The following is a 16,584-nucleotide window of genomic DNA, read 5'->3' on the forward strand; positions in this document are numbered from 1 at the left end:
GCGCGCGGGAGCGCGGCGTCGTCGATGCCCGCCCCTAGTATCTCCGTTCCGGAGCATGATCCGAACAGGAGGGGTGAACTGACCAGTGGAAATCTCGGCGACAGGACGCCTGGAGGTCCGAATCACCCCTGCTGACGTGGGGAAACGGGTCTCTGTACGGCGGTTGGGCGAACCCGGTGCCGGACCGGAGAAGTTCACTGACACGGTGGGTGTTCTCACATCCTGGGACGGTGGCGTGCTCATGATCACACGCCGGGACGGCGAACGTGTCCGGATTCCCGAAACCGCGCTGGTCGCGGGCAAAGTGATTCCCGCCGCACCGGCGCGCCGCCGGGGTCCCGCCGCCTCCTACCCGGAACTCGCGCGCGTCACCGCGCGCGCCTGGCCGCCGGTGGAGAGCGAGCCGCTGGGCGACTGGGAGCTGCGGGCCGCCGCCGGGTTCACCCGGCGCGCCAACAGTGTGCTGCCGCTGGGCCACCCCGGGCTCGGGCTCGACGCGGCCCTGGACGCCGTACGAGGCTGGTACGGCGAGCGTGGCCTGCCGGCGCGGGTGCAGACCGCGACCGGCGCCGAGGGCACGCAGGAGCTGCTGTGCGCGGAGCTGGAGCGGCGCGGCTGGGTGCGGGAGGTGACCGCGGAACTGTGGACCGGGGCGCTGGCGCCGGTCGCGGACCGGGCCGGCGGCACGGGTGTGGTGCTGTCCCGGACGGCGGACGAGGCGTGGCTCGCCCGGTACCGGCGCAAGGGGATGAGCGAGGCGGCCCTGCGGGTGCTGCACGGCGGACCGTCGGTGTGGTTCGCGGCCGTGCCCGGTGCCGGGGCCGGCGAGCCGCCGACGGCGATCGGACGGTGTGTCGTGGACGGCCGCTGGGCCGGGTTCGCCGCCGTCGAGGTGGACCCCTCCCGGCGCCGGGAGGGGCTGGCCACCGAGGTGATGGCCGCGCTGGCCCGGCGTGCCCTGGACGAGGGCGCCTCGGCGGCGTGGCTCCAGGTGGAGACGGACAACGAGGGCGCCCGGTCCCTGTACCGCACCCTCGGCTTCCTGCCGCACCACACCTACCACCACTACCGCGCCCCGGAACTACCGGCCACGCCCGACGTCACACCGGACGTACCGGCCGCACCCGCCGCCCCGGACCGCACGCCGGAAGAACCCGCCGCTTCCGGCCAGGTACCGGAAGCACCGGCCGCACCTGCCGCATCCGGCAACGCACCGCACGCCCCGGCCACGCCCGCCACCCCGGACCACACGCCGCGAGACCCCGCCACGTCCGCCGTCGGCCGCCGGCCGGAGGGCCAAGCCGCGCCCGCCACCGCCGGCCGCACACCACACGCCCCGGCCACGCCCGCCACCCCGGACCGCACGCCGCAAGACCCCGCCACGCCCGCCACCCCGGACCGCACGCCGCAAGACCCCGCCACGCCCGCCGTCGGCCGCCGGCCGGAGGGCCAAGCCGCGTCCGCCACCGCCGGCCGCACACTGGAAGAACCGGCCGGGGGCCACGCGTCGAACGACCCGGCCGCGCCCCCCGGCCGTCGTGGAAGGGGCTGAGGCTGTCATGCGTCAGCCGTATCTGCCGCCGCCGTACCCGCCCCCGCCGGAACGCTCCGCCGAGGTCCGGCGGCGGTTCGCCGAGGAGGTCCGGGCCGAACGGCCGGATCTGTCGGCGCTGTGCCTGCTGATCGGTGCCGAGACGGACGGCTCGCTGGACGACGCCGACATCGACGCCGCGCAGGCGGAGCTGGACCGGCTGGCGGGCGAGCTGCCGTACCGGCCGGGCGGGCCGCGCGCGTGGGCGGAGGCGGCGCGCCGGCTGCTCGGCGACCGCCACGGCTTCCACGGCACGCCCGGCGACTACCAGCGGCTGGAGTCCTCCCTGCTGCACGAGGTGCTGCGGCGGCGGCGCGGGCTGCCCATCCTGCTGTCGGTGGTGTGGCTGGAGGTCGCGCGCCGGGCCGGGGCGCCGGTGTACGGGGTCGCGTTGCCGGGGCACTTCGTGGTCGGGTTCGGAGCGGCGGAGGAGAGGGTGCTGGCCGATCCGTTCGAGGGCGGGCGGGTGCTGACCGGAACGGACGCCGAGCTGCTGGTCGTGGGCGCCACGGGCGCGCCGCCGGACCCCTCGATGCTGGAGCCGGCGCCGCCGCTGGAGGTCGTGCAGCGGGTGCTGAACAACATGCGGGCGTGGGCGGCGGCGCGGCCGGAGCGGTCGGACGTGGGACTGCGGGCCGTGGAGCTGGCGCTGCTCATCCCCGCGCATCCGGCGCGGCTGCGCTACGAGCGCGGGCAACTGCTGGTGCGGAGCGGGCGGTTCACGGCGGGCGCCGAGGAGCTGGAGCACTACGCCGACCTGATCGAGGTGGTGGACGAGGCGGCGGCGCGCAGGATCCGGCAGGAGGCGGGCACCGCTCGCGCCCGGCTCAACTGACCGAGCGTCCCTACAGCCACCCCTTCTCGCGGGCGATCAGCACCGCCTCCGCCCGGTTGCGGGCCGCCAGTTTCTGGATGGCCGTGGACAGGTAGTTGCGGACCGTGCCCGGGGACAGGTGCAGGGCGCGGGCCAGTTCGGCGTTGGTGGAGCCGTCGGCCGCCGCGCGGAGCACCTCGCGTTCGCGCTCGGTGAGCGGATTGGCGCCCTCGGCGAGCGCGGCGGCGGCCAGCGTGGGGTCGATGACCCGCTCGCCGGCCAGCACCTTGCGGATCGCCTCGGCGAGCTGGGCGGCGGGGGCGTCCTTGACGAGGAAGGCGTCGGCCCCGGCCTCCATGGCGCTGCGCAGATAGCCGGGCCGGCCGAAGGTGGTGAGCACGACCAGCTTCACGTCCGGGTACGCGCGGCGCACCCGGGCCGCGGCCTCGATGCCGGTGCAGCCGGGCATCTCGATGTCGAGCAGCGCCACGTCCACGCCGTGCGCGCCGACGGCGTCGACCACCTCGTCACCGCGCGCGGCCTGGGCGACGACCTCGATGTCGTCCTCCAGGCCGAGCAGCGCGGCCAGCGCCTCGCGGACCATCGACTGGTCCTCGGCCAGCAGGACCTTGATCGTGCTCGTCATGCCCCGGATCCTATGTCGGCCGAGGAGGCCGCCGGGACGCGGGCGACCAGTTGGAATCCGCGCTTGATCCGGCTCGCGCGCAGGGTGCCGCCGGCCTTCTGGAGCCGCTCGGTCAGGCCGGTCAGACCGTTGCCGGGACCCTTGCCGGAGCCGCCGGAGCCGTTGTCCTCGACGGTGAGTTCGAGCACCGGGCCGTCCAGGGTCTCGTGGCGCAGCAGGCGTACCGCGCAGCGGCTGGCACCGCTGTGCCGGACCACGTTGGTGACGGCCTCGCGCAGCGCCCAGGCGAGGGCGGACTCGGCCTCCTCCGGCACGCCGGTGAGGTCGGGGGCGGCGGGCACCTCGGCGACGACCTCGGCGGCGGCCAGGGCGACCTGGGCGCCCGCGAGTTCGCCGGCCAGCCGGGGCCGCCGGTAGCCGGTGACGGCCTCACGGACGTCGACCATGGCCTGCCGGCTGACCTGTTCGATGTCGGCGACCTGCCGGGCCGCCTGCTCCGGGTGATCGGGCAGCATCCGGCCGGCCAGCTCGCTCTTCAGCGTGATCAGGGAGAGCGAGTGGCCGAGCAGGTCGTGCAGGTCGCGGGCGAGGCGCAGGCGCTCCTCGTTGGCGGCGAGCTGGGCGACGGTGGCCCGGGCCTTGCGCAGCTCGATGGTGGTGCGCACGAGCTGGCCGACGCCGGTCATCGCGAACCCGATGAGCACGACGAGGACGACCAGGCCGCGCGCCTCCTTCTCGGCGGAGCGCATGCCGATGAGGTACATCACCAGGGCGGAGGCCGGGATGGCCCAGTAGGCGGCGCGCAGCGGCAGGGTGGCGCCGAAGGCGACCGCCAGATAGACGAACAGGCCCAGCCAGGCGCTGCCGAGGGTGTAGGCCAGGACGGGGGCGAGGATGCCGAGGATCCCGCCGAGGACGAGCACGACGCCCCGGGAGAAGGGGCGGCCGATGTTGCGGAAGACCATCGTCAGGTAGACCCCGACGAAGACGGCGAGGCCGCAGGAGCCCGCCACGGTGGCGGCGGTGGAGTGGTGGCCGCCGGCCAGGTCCTCGACGGGTGAGCTGAGGAAGACCAGCCAGACCAGGATCCACACCGATTTGACCATCAGGTCGCGCCGGCTGGTGGGCGGCCAGCCCACGGGGGTGTGCCGCGGCATCGCGATGTGCCGGTCTTCCGTCGTCGTACTGCTCACGCCTTCAGCGTGTCCTTCCGGTACAGCCAGGCCGCGCCGCCCGCGAACAGGACGAAGGAGGCGACGAGCACGGCGATGTCCTGGGCGTGCGGGGCCTGGCTCTGTTCGATGGCCCGTCCCAGGGCAGCGTACGCGTGGGTGGGCAGCCACCGGGCGATGTCCTGGAGCCACTGCGGGAAGGTGGTGGTGGGCATCCACAGGCCGCCCAGCATGGACATCCCGAAGTAGATGATCATGGTGATGGGGCGGACCGCGTCGCCGGTGGCCAGGTAGCCGAGGGCGACGCCAAGCGCGGCGAAGACCAGGCTGCCGGCCCAGACGGCGCCGCTCAGCGCGAGCCACTGCCAGGCGTCCAGGCGTACGTCCTTCACCACGGCGGCGACCGCGAACACGATGACGATGGACGGCAGGCTGACCACGGCCGCGCCCGCGGTCTTGGCGAGGACGTAGCCGCGCCCGGGCAGCGGGGTCAGCCGAAGCTGCCGTACCCATCCGCTCTCGCGCTCCTTGGCGATGCGCTCGCTGTTGCCCATGAGCGTGGCGGTCAGGACGCCGAAGGAGGCCATGGAGACCATCATGTACGTCGGCAGGGTCAGCCCCGTGCCGTCGACCTCGGTGTGGCTGTCGGCGTTGCCCGCGATCAGCAGGAACAGGGCCGAGGGGTAGATCACGGTGAAGAACAGGAACTTGCGGTTGCGCAGGGCCCGGACGACTTCCAGCTTGATCAGGCTGTTCACTGCTGCTTCGCCTCCTCGGCGGCGGTGATGGCGACGAAGGCCTGCTCCAGGCCGAGGCCGGTGACTTCGAGGTTGCGGGGGTAGAGGCCGAGGCCGTACAGGGCGTGGACGGTGGCGTCGGCGTCGGCGGACTGGATGCGGACGGTCCGGCCCGAGACGTCGATCCGGGTGACGGACGGCAGGGCGCCGAGGGCGCTTTCGTCGATGTCGCCGGCCAGGTCGAAGGAGATGCGGCGGACACCGGCCCTGGCCTTGATCTCGGCGGCGGTGCCGTCGGCGAGGAGGCGGCCCCGGTGCAGCACCAGGACCCGGTCGGCGATGGCGTCGGCCTCTTCGAGGTAGTGGGTGGCGAACAGCACCGTACGGCCCTGGTCGGCCTGCTCGCGCATGGTGGCCCAGAAGGCCTGGCGGGCGGAGACGTCCATGCCGGTGGTCGGCTCGTCCAGGACGATCAGGTCGCTGTCGCCGGCGGTGGCGAGGGCGAACCGGACCCGCTGGGTCTGCCCGCCGGACAGCTTGCCGGCCTTGCGGTCGGCGATCTTGGTGAGGCCCGCGCGCGCCAGCACGTCGGCGACCGGGTACGGCCGCGGGTGCAGCGAGCAGGCCAGCTTCACCAGTTCGGCGACGGTGACCCCGTCCGTCAGCCCGCCGCTCTGCAGCATGGCGCCGACCCGGCCGGCCACGATGGCCTCGCGCGGGCTGGTGCCGAACAGGGCGACCGAGCCGCTGTCGGGCTGCTTCAGCCCGAGGAGCAGGTCCAGGGTGGTGGACTTGCCGGCCCCGTTCGGGCCGAGGAGGGCCACGGTCTCCCCCGGGTACAGCCGCAGCGAGAGGCCGTCCACGGCCCGCACGCTCCCGTACGTCTTGGTCACCTGGTCGAACCCGACCACCGGGGTGGTGGTGGCCGGTACCGCTGTCGTCGTCATGGCGTCCATGCTGGCCGCGGGGGGTGGCGGTCCGGCAGTGCCGTGGGTCCTGAGCGCCGGGTGACAGATGTCATGCCCGGCGGGTGACCGTGCCCCGAAGGGGCGCGGGGAACCGCGCGACCGGCCACGACGGGCCCGCGGCCGGCCACGGGCCCGTCATGACGCTGTCGGCGGCGTGCCTAGCTCGGGTTCGTCTCGATGATCCCGACCCGGTTGGTCCTGCTCATCAGCGCCGGACGCAGCGCGGCGTAGACGTCCTCGGGGGTGACGGCCGTCTTCTTGCCGTTGCCCCGGGTGATGAGCACCCCGTCGAAGGCCTGGCCGTACAGCTCCTTGAGGGCGGCCAGGTCGGGCTTGTCGACCAGCTTGCCGTCCACGGCCGTGACCCGGAGGAACTTCCACAGCGAGTTCTGCGGGCTGAACGGCACCGAGTGGGCCGGGTCCACCTGGACCGTCACCCGGCCCGACATCGCGGGCTCGGCGAACTCCTTCATCATCCGGTCGACCTCGGCGTCGGAGACCGTCGGCTGCCGGGTGGTGGTCGGCACGGCGACCGGGGTGGCGCTGCCCGTCTCCACCAGCGCCCGGTAGGCCTGTTCGACCGCCTGGGCGGAGTGTTCGGCGTCGACGGCCTTGCCCGCCTTGCCGTAGACCGGCACGGCCTTGCCGGACTTGAACTCGATGGTGCCGTCGGTGGCCACGCCCGCGCCCGCCTCCGAGCCGCCGCCGGCCTGCTGGAGCGCGGCGTGCAGCTTCTCCTCGTCCACCGGCATGACCGGGGCGACCACGCGCTTCTGCCCGAACAGGGAGCCGACGACGTGGACCGGGTTGTAGTCGCTGTGCGCGGCCTCGCTGACGGTGGCCTGGTAGTCGAACTGGAGGCCCGCGTTCTCCGGGGTGAGGGTGACGGTCTTGCCCCCGACGGACAGCTTCAGCGGCTTGTCGACCCGCTTGCCGAAGGCGTCGTCCAGCTTCTTGACCGCGTCGTCGCGGGTGCCGCCGCCGATGTCGACGCCGAGCACGGTGGTGCCCTTGGGCACGTCGGTGTGGTTCATCAGCAGTCCGGCGCCGTAGGCACCGCCCGCGACGACGACCACGGCGACGCCGAGCAGCATCAGCTTGCTGCGGCCCTTCTTCTTCGGCTTGGCCGCCTTGGGGGCGGGGACCGGCTCGGGCTTGGGCGCGGGTGCCGCCGGGCCGCCGCCGGGGGTGCCGAACGGGGCGCCGCCGCCCGCGCCGGGGACGACCGGCATGCCGCTGGTGACGGTCTGCCCGGAGACGTTGCCGGCGGCCGGCGAGCGGTAGCCGGGCGTGCCCGGTTCGGGGGCCGGCTTCTGCGGGGTGAGGATCGCGGTGTCGTCGCTGAGCCCGCCGCCGGGACCGCGGCCGGCCGGTCGGGGGCCCGCACCGGCGGGGCCGTTACCGGGGCCGTCGAGGTCCGCGAGGTCGGTCAGGGCGCTGCGCGGGGCGCCCTGACCGGGGTGGCCGGCGCCCGCGCCCGAGGGGCCGTCGAAGGGGCCGCCCGCGCCGGGGCCGGGCGGCAGGAGGGTGCCGTCGCCGGTGACCGGGCCGCTGGTGGGGCCGGCCGGGCCCTGCGGCCCGCCGGGGCCGCCGGCTCCGCCGGGCCCGTTGAAGCCGCTGGCGCCACCGTGCCCGTTCGGGCCGCCGTGTCCGCCGCGCCCGGTGAAGTCGCCGGCGCCGCCCTGCCCGGGGACACCGGCCGCGCCGCCGCCGTAGCCGTCGGTTCCGCCGGCACCGGTGCCGTACCCGTCGGGTGCGCTCGCAGCGGCGCCGTAGCCGTCCTGGCCGCCGTGGGCCGGGCGGTCCCCCGAGAAGTACGGCAGGTCGTCGCGGCGGTGTTCATCGGAGCCGGGCGCACCGGACTCGGGGGCGTTGGGCCGGGAGCCGCCGCCCAGCGGGCCCGCGGTCAGCGCCTCGGTCACGTCGAAGGAGCCGGTGCCGCCGCCGTGGCCCGGGGCGACCGGGCCGCCGGTGGCGCCGGGCAGGTTCTTGCCGTTCGCGGCGCCGCCCTTGCGGCCGCCGGAGCGGGAGCCGCCCGGCGCGGTCATGGCGCCGACCACCCCGCCGGGACGTCCGCCGGAGCGCGCGCCGGTGGCACCGGCCGAACCGGACGCGCCCGGACCACCCTTACGGGGGTTCGCCGCGCCGGGGGCGGAAGCCGGGGCGGCGGAACCGCCCTGGATCCCGGCGCCGTTGGTGCCACCGCCGCCCGGACCGCCCTTCGGGGCACCGGACTTGCGGGGCGCGAACCAGTCGCTGGCCTTCTCCTCCGCCTGGCCGGCGGGCCCGGCCGGGACCCCGGCGGCGCCGTCGGCGGCGGACGCGCGGTCCGCCGCGGGCCGCTCCTCGGCGGCGGGCGTCTCGTCCCCGCCGCCCTCGCCGTCCGCGACGGGCTTGCGCACGACGACCGGCGGGATGGGCCGGGATCCGGGGATGTTGATCCGGATCCGGGTCGTCAGCGTGGTCTCGGTCTTCTTCTCGTCCGGCCGCGTGCCCGAACGGCCCGCGCCCGTACCGTCGTCGGAAGCCAGGGGGGTCCCGTACGGCGGGGTGCCGGAGGGGTATGCGGCTCCGCCGCGCCCGTTGGGCCCGGAGGACGGAGTGTCAGTTTCACGACTCAAGGCAGGTTCTCCCGGTTGGCTCCGCCGCCCTTACGACCTGACTGCTCGGGCGGCTCGGCGGCGCGCACCACCATACTGGCCACTACTGACGCGCATCCCATGACCGCTGGGGAAACCCACACGGGACTCGCACGTGCGCCGCACGGCGAAGTGGTACGTCACTTGCCAAGTCGGGCGGAGCCGCCGCCGGGTTGCCGTCCGGCGCCAACGGTGGCGCAGATCACAGCCAGCACCATGCCGCCGAGCAGGAAGAGGTAGGAGCCGACGCCCGCGCCGAACAGGAAGTCGCCTTCCGCGCGGGTGGTGGTGAGCAGGACGACGGCGACGAGCCAGCCCACGGCCGGTGCGACCGCCCCGCCACGGCTCCGGGTGGCGTAGGAGCCGCCGAGGAAGGCCCCCGCGGCGCCGGCGAGGGCGAGCAGCAGCCCGCCGGGGAACCAGGCGGCCTGCACCAGGGCGCCTGCCACGCCCACGAGCGCGCCGAGCACGAACAGGCCGACGAGGGCGGCGGCCCGGCCGGGAGAGGGCGGGCGCAGCGGCTGGGCGAGCAGCGGGCCCGGTCCGCCGTCGCTCATGACGCCTCCTCGACACCCGCGAAGAGGTCGGTCTCCCCGGGCTCGGCCGTGCCGCGCACCAGTTCGTAGTACTCGGTGGTGAACAGCGGCTGGGCGAGGGCGTTGGAGAGCGCGAAGTACGGCCCGGCCACCTCGATCTGGGTGGCGTGGGCGCGCATCGCGGCGGCCTTGGCGGCGGCGTGCGCGGTGCCGTCGACCGCGGTGGTGACGCGCTCGTCGTCGACCACGCCCGGTACGTCGTCCACGGCGGCGCTCTTGTCGAACGGCAGGGTGTCCAGCTCGTCCCCGAGGCGGGCGAAGGCGGCCTCGGCGACGGAGCGCGGGACGCGGTTCCAGTACACCTTGGCGATGCTGTGGCCGCGTTCGGCGGCGAGGTCGACGGCACGCATGGCGACGCGGTGGGCCTGGACGTGGTCCGGGTGGCCGTAGCCGCCGTTGTCGTCGTAGGTGACGAGGACCTGCGGGCGGACCTCGAGGATCACCTCGGCGAGGTGGCCGGCGGCCTCGTCCACGTCGGCCTGCCAGAAGCAGCCGGGGTCGTCGTTGTCGGCGGTGCCGGTCATCCCGGAGTCGCCGTAGCGCCCGGCGCCGCCGAGCAGCCGGCCGTCGGTGACGCCGAGCGCGGCGAGGGCCGCGCCCAGCTCACCGCGCCGGTGTGTGCCCAGCGCGGGACCCGTCAGGTGCCGCAGCTCCGGCGGGATGACCTCGCCACGCTCGCCCAGGGTGCAGGTGACCAGGGTCACATGGGCACCCTCGGCCGCGTACCTGGCCATGGTCGCGCCGTTGTTGATCGACTCGTCGTCCGGGTGCGCGTGCACCAGCAGCAGACGCCGCGCGGGCAGTTCCGTCATGGCACCACCCTACGAGGTCCCGCGCACCGCCCCCGGCGACACCGGCCCTCAGAACTTGATGCTGCCGATCATGCCGGCGACGTTGGTCGTCAGCTCTCTGATCGTGGGCGCGATGGTCGAGGAGGCGAGATAGAAGCCGAGCAGGATGCAGATGACCGCGTGGCCGCCTTTCAGTCCTGACTTCTTGATCAACAGGAAGACGATGATCGCCAGCAGCACCACCGCCGAAATCGAGAGTGCCACGGCGGCTCACCTCCAAAGATCCCAGGGACGCGGGTTCTAGATCAGTTGAGCAAATCCATGCAGACGCCAGCAGGTTCATACCCACACAGCGGTAGTGATCATAACTATCCGTGTGCGCGCATCGCTCGGCGCACAGCCGCACAAGGGGGCGCATGGCCAATATGGTCGGGGTATGACGACCGAGGCTGACTCCTTCCCCCGCCGGCACGCCCGGACCCAGCGGTTCACGCTCGGCGCGCCGCGTTCGTTCACCGTGGCGCCCGACGGCGCGCGCGTCGCGTTCCTGCGCTCCGGCTCGGGCATCGACCGGGTCAACTCCCTGTGGGTACTGGATCTTCCGGACGGTACCGAGCGCCTGGCGGCCGATCCCGGGGTGCTGCTGCGGGGCTCCCCGGAAGAGCTGCCGCCCGAGGAGCGGGCCCGCCGCGAGCGCAGCCGTGAGGGGGGCGGCGGCATCGTCGGTTATGCCACCGACAATTCCGTGGAGTTGGCGTCCTTCGCCTTGTCAGGGCGGCTTTTCACGGCGGAGCTGCGGGCCGGGACGGCACGTGAACTCCCCGTCCCGGGGCCGGTGATCGACCCCCGTCCGGCCCCCGACGGGCGGCACGTCGCCTACGTCGCGCGGGGCGCGCTGCGGGTGGTGGGCGCCGAGGGGGACGGCGACCGGGCGCTGGCCGAGCCGGAGTCGGCGGGCGTCTCCTACGGGCTCGCGGAGTTCGTCGCGGCCGAGGAGATGGGGCGTTCGCGGGGCTTCTGGTGGGCTCCCTCCTCGGACCGGCTGCTCGTGGCGCGCGTGGACGACACGCCGGTGCGGCGGTGGTGGATCGCGGATCCGGCCCGTCCGGAACGTGAGCCACTCAACATCCGGTACCCGGCGGCGGGCACCCCCAACGCGGACGTACACCTGTTCGTCCTCGGGCTCGACGGCAGTCGCACGGAGGTGGTCTGGGACCGGGCCCGCTACCCCTATCTGGCACGTGTGCACTGGTCAGAGGCGGGTGCGCCGCTGCTGCTCGTGCAGGCGCGGGACCAGCGCAGTCAGCTGTTCCTGGCCGTGGACCCCGATTCCGGGGCCACCCGGATGGTGCACGCCGATGAAGATCCAGATTGGCTGGAACTTTTCGCTGGTGTGCCCTGCTGGAGCCCCTCGGGGCGGCTTGTCCGCATCGCGGACGAGGGCGGCGCCCGGGTGCTCACGGTCGGAGAACGCCCGCTGACCAGCGCGCAGTTGCACATTCGTGCGGTTCTGGACGTCGGTTCGCGGGACGTACTGGTTTCCGCCTCTTCCGGTCCGGAGGCCCCCGCGCCGGAAATTGGCGAAGTTCATGTGTACAGGGTGAACGAGTTGGGTGTGGAACGCGTGTCGGAGGAGCCCGGTGTGCACTCCGCGGTGCGCGCCGGGGGTGTGACCGTCCTGGTGTCCGCCGCCCTGGACCGGCCGGGCACCCGGGCCCGGGTGCTGTGCGACGGGAAGCCGGCGGCCACCATCCGGTCGTACGCCGAGGATCCGGGGCTGCGTCCGCGGGTCACGCTCACCGAGGGGGGCGCACGCCGAATTCCATGCGCCGTGCTTATGCCACGGGACTACCCCGGCGACACTCCTCTGCCGGTCCTGCTGGACCCCTACGGCGGCCCGCACGGCCAGCGGGTGGTGGCCGCGCACAACGCCCACCTCACCTCCCAGTGGTTCGCCGACCAGGGTTTCGCCGTGCTCGTCGCCGACGGCCGGGGCACCCCGGGCCGCTCCCCCGCCTGGGAGAAGGCGATCCGGGACGACGTGGCGGCCGTGGTGCTCCAGGACCAGGTGGACGCGCTGCACGCGCTCGCCGAGCGGTACCCGCTGGACCTGGACCGGGTGGCGATCCGGGGCTGGTCCTTCGGCGGCTATCTGGCGGCGCTGGCGGTGCTGCGCCGCCCGGACGTCTTCCACGCGGCGGTGGTCGGCGCGCCCGTCACCGACCTCAGGCTCTACGACACCCACTACCAGGAGCGCTACCTCGGCGACCCGGGCGAACAGCCCGAGGTCTACCGCCGCAACTCGCTGATCGACGACGCGGGGCTGGTCGACCCGGCCGCACCGCACCGCCCGATGATGGTGATCCACGGGCTCGCGGACGACAACGTGGTGGTCGCCCACTCGCTGCGGCTGTCCTCCGCCCTGCTGGCCGCCGGCCGCCCGCACGAGGTGCTGCCGCTGTCCGGGGTCACCCACATGACTCCGCAGGAGACGGTCGCGGAGAACCTGCTCCGCCTCCAGCTGGACTTCCTGCGGCGCTCCCTGCCCCCGGTGGAACGCCCGTGAACTCCGTTAACACACAGGCAACTTCGCGGAAGCGGTACCGATATACGGACAAGGCAGCCTGAATCGCGTACGGCCGTGCGGGTGCCGTAAACGGGCCGGGGTGCGCCATGTCACCCCGGCCCGTTCCCGTCGCCCCCGGAGTCCCCGGAGTCCCCGGAGTCCCCGGAGTTCTCCGAGGGGACGGGTCGCCTCTCCTCGGCGAAGTGACAGGCCGACGGGTGGGCCGCGGGGCCGGCGGCGTCCCGGAAGACGGCAGGCACCGCCAGCGCCGGGACCTCCCGCGCGCACCGCTCGCGCGCCTTCCAGCAGCGGGTGCGGAAGCGGCACCCGGACGGGACGGCCGCCGGCGAGGGCACGTCCCCGGTGAGGATGATCCGCTCGCGCCGGTCGCGGGCCGCCGGGTCGGGCACCGGCACCGCGGAGAGCAGGGCCTGGGTATAGGGGTGCGTCGGGTGGTCGTAGATCGCGCCGGCCGGGCCGCTCTCCACGATCCGGCCCAGGTACATCACCCCGACCCGGTCCGAGATGTGCCGCACCACCGACAGGTCGTGCGCGATGAAGACGTACGACAGGCCGAACTCCGCCTGGAGCCGGACCAGCAGGTTGACCACCTGGGCCTGCACCGAGACGTCCAGGGCGGACACCGGTTCGTCGGCGACCACGACCTCGGGGCGCAGCGCCAGTGCCCGGGCGATGCCGATGCGCTGGCGCTGCCCGCCGGAGAACTGGTGGGGGTAGCGGCCCGCGTACTCCGGGTCCAGGCCGACCACGTCCAGCAGCTCCCGCACCCTGCGGCGCCGGTCGCCCCTGGGGGCCGCCTCGGGGTGGATCTCGTACGGCTCCCCGACGATGTCCCCGACCGTCATCCGGGGGTTGAGCGAGGTGTAGGGGTCCTGGAAGACCATCTGGACGGCGCGGCGCACGGCCTTCAGCGCCCGGCCGGACAGCCCGGTGACGTCCTCGCCCCTGAACCGGATGGTGCCGGCGGTCGGACGCTCCAGATGGCACAGCAGCCGGGCCACCGTCGACTTGCCGCAGCCCGACTCGCCGACCAGACCGAGGGTCTCGCCGCGGCCGAGCGTGAAGTCGACGCCGTCGACCGCCTTCACCGCGCCGACCTGCCTGCGCAGCAGCACGCCCCGGGTCAGGGGGTAGTGCTTGACCAGCCCGGTCACCTCCAGGATCGGCTCAGCCACGCAGGCACTCCCTCCAGAAGTGGCAGGCGCTGCCCCGGCCGCCGGGCACCTCGTACAGCGGGGGCTCGTCGGTGCGGCACACGTCCTGGGCCATCGGGCAGCGCGGGTGGAAGGAGCAGCCGGGCGGGACGCGCGTCAGGTTCGGCGGCAGGCCCTTGATGGCGTACAGCTCCCGGCCCTTTCGGTCCAGGCGGGGCACCGAGTCCAGCAGCCCCCGGGTGTAGGGGTGGGCCGGGGCCCGGTAGAGGTCGCGCACGGGCGCGGACTCGACGATCCGCCCGGCGTACATCACCGCGATCCGGTCGGCGACGTCCGCGACCACGCCCAGGTCGTGGGTGATCAGGATCAGCCCCATGCGGTACTCGCGCCGCAGCTCCGCCAGCAGGTCCATGACCTGGGCCTGGACCGTGACGTCCAGGGCGGTGGTGGGCTCGTCGGCGATGACGAGGGCCGGCCGCAGGGCCAGCGCCATCGCAATCATGATGCGCTGGCGCATGCCGCCGGAGAACTGGTGGGGGTAGTCCCGCACCCGCTGGGCCGCCGCCGGGATGCGCACCCGCTCCATCAGTTCCACCGCCCGGGCCCGGGCGTCCTTGCGGGACAGCCCCCGGTGCACGACGAACATCTCCCCGAGCTGGTCCCCCACGGTGAGCACCGGGTTCAGGGCCGACAGCGCGTCCTGGAAGATCATCGCCATCCCCGCGCCCCGGATCCGGCGCCGCTCCCTCTCCTTGAGGGTGAGCAGGTCCCGGCCCCGGAACAGGACGCGCCCGCCGGTGATCCGGCCGGGCGGGGTGTCCAGGATGCCCATCACGGCCTGCGCGGTGACGGACTTGCCGGAGCCGGACTCGCCGAGCACGGCCAGGGTCTCACCCTCGTCCACCGCGTACCCGACGCCGTTGACGGCCCGGGCGACGCCGTCCCGGGTCCGGAACTCCACGTGCAGGTCCCGCACTTCGAGCAGCACGGCGCCGTCACCTCAGCTTCGGGTCGAGGGCGTCGCGGACCGCGTCGCCGAGCATGATGAAGGCCAGCACCGTCACGGCCAGCGCGCCCGAGGGCCACAGCAGGGCGTGCGGGGCGTTGCGGATGAAGGGGGAGGCGGCGGAGATGTCGATGCCCCAGGAGACGCTGGGCGGCCTGAGGCCGACGCCGAGGTAGGACAGGGTCGCCTCCAGGGCGATGTAGGTGCCGAGCGCGATGGTGGCGACGACGATGACGGGCGCCACCGCGTTGGGGGCGATGTGCCTCAGCAGGATGCGGGTGTCGGAGGCGCCGAGGGCGCGGGCGGCCTGGACGTAGTCGTTCTGCTTGACGGTGATGACCGAGCCGCGCGCGATCCGGGAGATCTGCGGCCACCCCAGCAGCACCATGAAGCCGACGACCGGCCAGACCGTGGTGGAGGTGACCATCGACAGGAGGACCAGGCCGCCGAGGACGACCGGGATGGCGAAGAAGATGTCGGTGAGCCGGGACAGCAGCGCGTCCCAGATCCCGCCGAAGTAGCCCGCGAGTCCGCCGAGCACCGAGCCGAGCAGCGCCACCCCGAGCGTGGCGCACAGACCGACCGTGACCGACGTACGCGCGCCGTGGACGGTGCGGGTGTAGACGTTGCAGCCCTGGCCGTCGTAGCCGAAGGGGGCGCCCGGGGCCGGGCCGTCCTGGGATCTGGCCAGGTCGCAGCTCAGCGGGGAGCCGGGGGCGATCAGCGAGGGCCACAGGGAGATCAGCACCAGGAAGCAGATGACCAGGGCCGACAGCAGGAAGACGGGGTTGCGGCGCAGGTCGTGCCAGGCGTCGGACCACAGTGAGCGGGGCCGGCCGGCCGGTCCGGGCGCCGGTGGTCCGCCCGGTGTCCCCTCCAGCGTGACGGCCTCGCTCGCGCCGAGGTCCATCGCGCCGCCCATGCCGGTGCCGGCGATCGCGCCTTCGGGCTCGTAGGGCTGTTCAGGCATGGCGGATCCTCGGATCGAGTACGGCGTACAGCAGGTCGACGAGCAGGTTGGCCACCAGGAAGACGAGGACCAGCACGGTCACGAAGCCGACGACGGTCTGGCTGTTCTGGCGCAGGATGCCCTGGTAGAGCTGGTAGCCGACGCCGTGGATGTTGAAGATCCGCTCGGTGACGATGGCGCCGCCCATCAGCGCGCCGATGTCGGTGCCGATGAAGGTGACCACGGGGATGAGCGAGTTGCGCAGCAGGTGCCGGGTGACGACCCGGCGGCGGGGCAGACCCTTGGCGACGGCGGTGCGGACGTAGTCGGAGCGCCGGTTCTCGGCGAGTGAGGTGCGGGTCAGCCGGGTGACGTAGGCGAGCGAGACGGAGGCGAGGACCAGCCCGGGCACGATCAGCTCGTCGAAGCCGCCGGCGCGCACCGAGGGCCTGATCCACTGCCACTTGATGCCGAGCAGCAGTTGCAGCAGCAGACCGGTGACGAAGGTCGGCACGGAGATGACCACCAGGGTGGCCAGCAGCACCGCGGTGTCCACGGGCCGGCCGCGCCTGAGCCCGGTCACCACGCCCAGGGTGACGCCGACGACGACCTCGAAGAGGACGGCCACGACGGTGAGCCGGACGGTGACCGGGAACGCCGTCGCCATCAGCTCGGTGACCGGCTGTCCGTTGAACGCCGTGCCGAAGTCGCCGGTGAAGACCTTGCCCATGTAGGTGAGGTACTGCCGCCACACCGGCTGGTCGAGACCGAACTCCCGTCTGAGCTGGGCGGCGGTCGCCGGGTCGCAGGCCCGTTCCCCGCACAGGCCGGCGACGGGATCGCCCATCACGTTGACCATCAGGAAGATCAGCAGCGTGGCCCCGACGAACACCGGGATCATCTGGAGCAGCCGGCGCAGGACATGGCGTCCCAT

14 protein-coding genes and 1 pseudogene are annotated in these 16,584 nt (G+C 73.9%); 3 read left to right on the top strand and 12 right to left on the bottom strand.

The genetic code is table 11. The annotated features are described in order from the left end of the window. Positions 1–85 precede the first annotated feature (85 nt). Positions 86–1,084: pseudogene (locus Srubr_RS26080) on the top strand (GNAT family N-acetyltransferase); the annotation flags it as partial. A gap of 475 nt (positions 1,085–1,559) precedes the next feature. Next, on the top strand, positions 1,560–2,426 hold the full coding sequence (locus Srubr_RS26085) for a transglutaminase family protein (protein ID WP_189997382.1): 867 nt from the start codon (positions 1,560–1,562) through the stop codon (positions 2,424–2,426). Between the two features lie 10 nt (positions 2,427–2,436). Here Srubr_RS26085 and Srubr_RS26090 read toward each other — a convergent pair whose 3' ends face one another. The 8 genes from Srubr_RS26090 to Srubr_RS26125 all read right to left on the bottom strand — a co-directional run bounded on the left by Srubr_RS26090 (position 2,437) and on the right by Srubr_RS26125 (position 10,218). After that, entirely contained in the window at positions 2,437–3,051 is a 615-nt protein-coding gene (locus Srubr_RS26090; protein ID WP_189997383.1) for a response regulator transcription factor, read from the bottom strand. Next, the gene (locus Srubr_RS26095) at positions 3,048–4,208 is read right to left on the bottom strand and encodes a sensor histidine kinase (RefSeq protein WP_189997498.1); all 1,161 of its coding nucleotides are present in this window, start codon (positions 4,206–4,208) and stop codon (positions 3,048–3,050) included. Before Srubr_RS26095 ends, Srubr_RS26090 begins: the two co-directional genes overlap by 4 nt. A 32-nt stretch (positions 4,209–4,240) precedes the next feature. Next, positions 4,241–4,981 (bottom strand): ABC transporter permease, encoded by a 741-nt coding sequence (locus Srubr_RS26100; RefSeq protein ID WP_189997384.1) that lies wholly within the window; start codon positions 4,979–4,981, stop codon positions 4,241–4,243. Next, a complete protein-coding gene (locus Srubr_RS26105; protein ID WP_373313581.1) occupies positions 4,978–5,907 on the bottom strand; it encodes an ABC transporter ATP-binding protein in 930 nt (309 codons plus the stop codon). The genes Srubr_RS26100 and Srubr_RS26105 overlap by 4 nt, the downstream gene beginning before the upstream one ends. Before the next feature lie 179 nt (positions 5,908–6,086). Next, a complete protein-coding gene (locus tag Srubr_RS26110) occupies positions 6,087–8,549 on the bottom strand; it encodes a hypothetical protein (protein WP_189997386.1) in 2,463 nt (820 codons plus the stop codon). A gap of 158 nt (positions 8,550–8,707) precedes the next feature. Continuing rightward, positions 8,708–9,124, bottom strand: a complete 417-nt coding sequence (locus tag Srubr_RS26115) for a DUF6113 family protein (RefSeq protein WP_189997387.1) — start codon at positions 9,122–9,124, stop codon at positions 8,708–8,710. Next, the gene (mshB, locus tag Srubr_RS26120) at positions 9,121–9,975 is read right to left on the bottom strand and encodes an N-acetyl-1-D-myo-inositol-2-amino-2-deoxy-alpha-D-glucopyranoside deacetylase (RefSeq protein ID WP_189997388.1); all 855 of its coding nucleotides are present in this window, start codon (positions 9,973–9,975) and stop codon (positions 9,121–9,123) included. Before mshB ends, Srubr_RS26115 begins: the two co-directional genes overlap by 4 nt. Before the next feature lie 48 nt (positions 9,976–10,023). Then, positions 10,024–10,218: a hypothetical protein gene (locus Srubr_RS26125; protein ID WP_189997389.1), complete on the bottom strand. Its 195-nt coding sequence runs from the start codon at positions 10,216–10,218 to the stop codon at positions 10,024–10,026. 172 nt (positions 10,219–10,390) lie between these two features. On the opposite strand from Srubr_RS26125, the gene Srubr_RS26130 reads away from it, so the two are divergent. Then, positions 10,391–12,520: a S9 family peptidase gene (locus Srubr_RS26130; RefSeq protein ID WP_189997390.1), complete on the top strand. Its 2,130-nt coding sequence runs from the start codon at positions 10,391–10,393 to the stop codon at positions 12,518–12,520. Positions 12,521–12,630: 110 nt separating this feature from the next. Here Srubr_RS26130 and Srubr_RS26135 read toward each other — a convergent pair whose 3' ends face one another. Genes Srubr_RS26135 through Srubr_RS26150 form a run of 4 tightly spaced genes read right to left on the bottom strand, consistent with a single transcriptional unit; the run spans position 12,631 to position 16,584 of the window. Further along, on the bottom strand, positions 12,631–13,716 hold the full coding sequence (locus Srubr_RS26135; protein WP_189997391.1) for an ABC transporter ATP-binding protein: 1,086 nt from the start codon (positions 13,714–13,716) through the stop codon (positions 12,631–12,633). After that, a complete protein-coding gene (locus tag Srubr_RS26140; protein WP_189997392.1) occupies positions 13,709–14,683 on the bottom strand; it encodes an ABC transporter ATP-binding protein in 975 nt (324 codons plus the stop codon). The genes Srubr_RS26135 and Srubr_RS26140 overlap by 8 nt, the downstream gene beginning before the upstream one ends. 7 nt (positions 14,684–14,690) lie before the next feature. Then, entirely contained in the window at positions 14,691–15,671 is a 981-nt protein-coding gene (locus tag Srubr_RS26145) for an ABC transporter permease (RefSeq protein WP_189997393.1), read from the bottom strand. Then, complete coding sequence (locus Srubr_RS26150) at positions 15,664–16,584, bottom strand: ABC transporter permease (protein WP_189997394.1); 921 nt, start codon at positions 16,582–16,584, stop codon at positions 15,664–15,666. The genes Srubr_RS26145 and Srubr_RS26150 overlap by 8 nt, the downstream gene beginning before the upstream one ends.

This window comes from Streptomyces rubradiris (assembly GCF_016860525.1).
In the GTDB taxonomy this organism is placed as follows: domain Bacteria; phylum Actinomycetota; class Actinomycetes; order Streptomycetales; family Streptomycetaceae; genus Streptomyces; species Streptomyces rubradiris.

What these genes read in the sequence shown, in the direction of transcription:
- Srubr_RS26085 (WP_189997382.1), top strand. Translation starts at nt 1,560, where the DNA reads ATGCGTCAGCCGTATCTGCCGCCGCCGTACCCGCCCCCGCCGGAACGC.
- Srubr_RS26090 (WP_189997383.1), bottom strand. Translation starts at nt 3,051, where the DNA reads ATGACGAGCACGATCAAGGTCCTGCTGGCCGAGGACCAGTCGATGGTC.
- Srubr_RS26095 (WP_189997498.1), bottom strand. Translation starts at nt 4,208, where the DNA reads ATGCCGCGGCACACCCCCGTGGGCTGGCCGCCCACCAGCCGGCGCGAC.
- Srubr_RS26105 (WP_373313581.1), bottom strand. Translation starts at nt 5,907, where the DNA reads ATGACGACGACAGCGGTACCGGCCACCACCACCCCGGTGGTCGGGTTC.
- Srubr_RS26115 (WP_189997387.1), bottom strand. Translation starts at nt 9,124, where the DNA reads ATGAGCGACGGCGGACCGGGCCCGCTGCTCGCCCAGCCGCTGCGCCCG.
- mshB (WP_189997388.1), bottom strand. Translation starts at nt 9,975, where the DNA reads ATGACGGAACTGCCCGCGCGGCGTCTGCTGCTGGTGCACGCGCACCCG.
- Srubr_RS26130 (WP_189997390.1), top strand. Translation starts at nt 10,391, where the DNA reads ATGACGACCGAGGCTGACTCCTTCCCCCGCCGGCACGCCCGGACCCAG.
- Srubr_RS26145 (WP_189997393.1), bottom strand. Translation starts at nt 15,671, where the DNA reads ATGCCTGAACAGCCCTACGAGCCCGAAGGCGCGATCGCCGGCACCGGC.
- Srubr_RS26150 (WP_189997394.1), bottom strand. Translation starts at nt 16,584, where the DNA reads ATGGGACGCCATGTCCTGCGCCGGCTGCTCCAGATGATCCCGGTGTTC.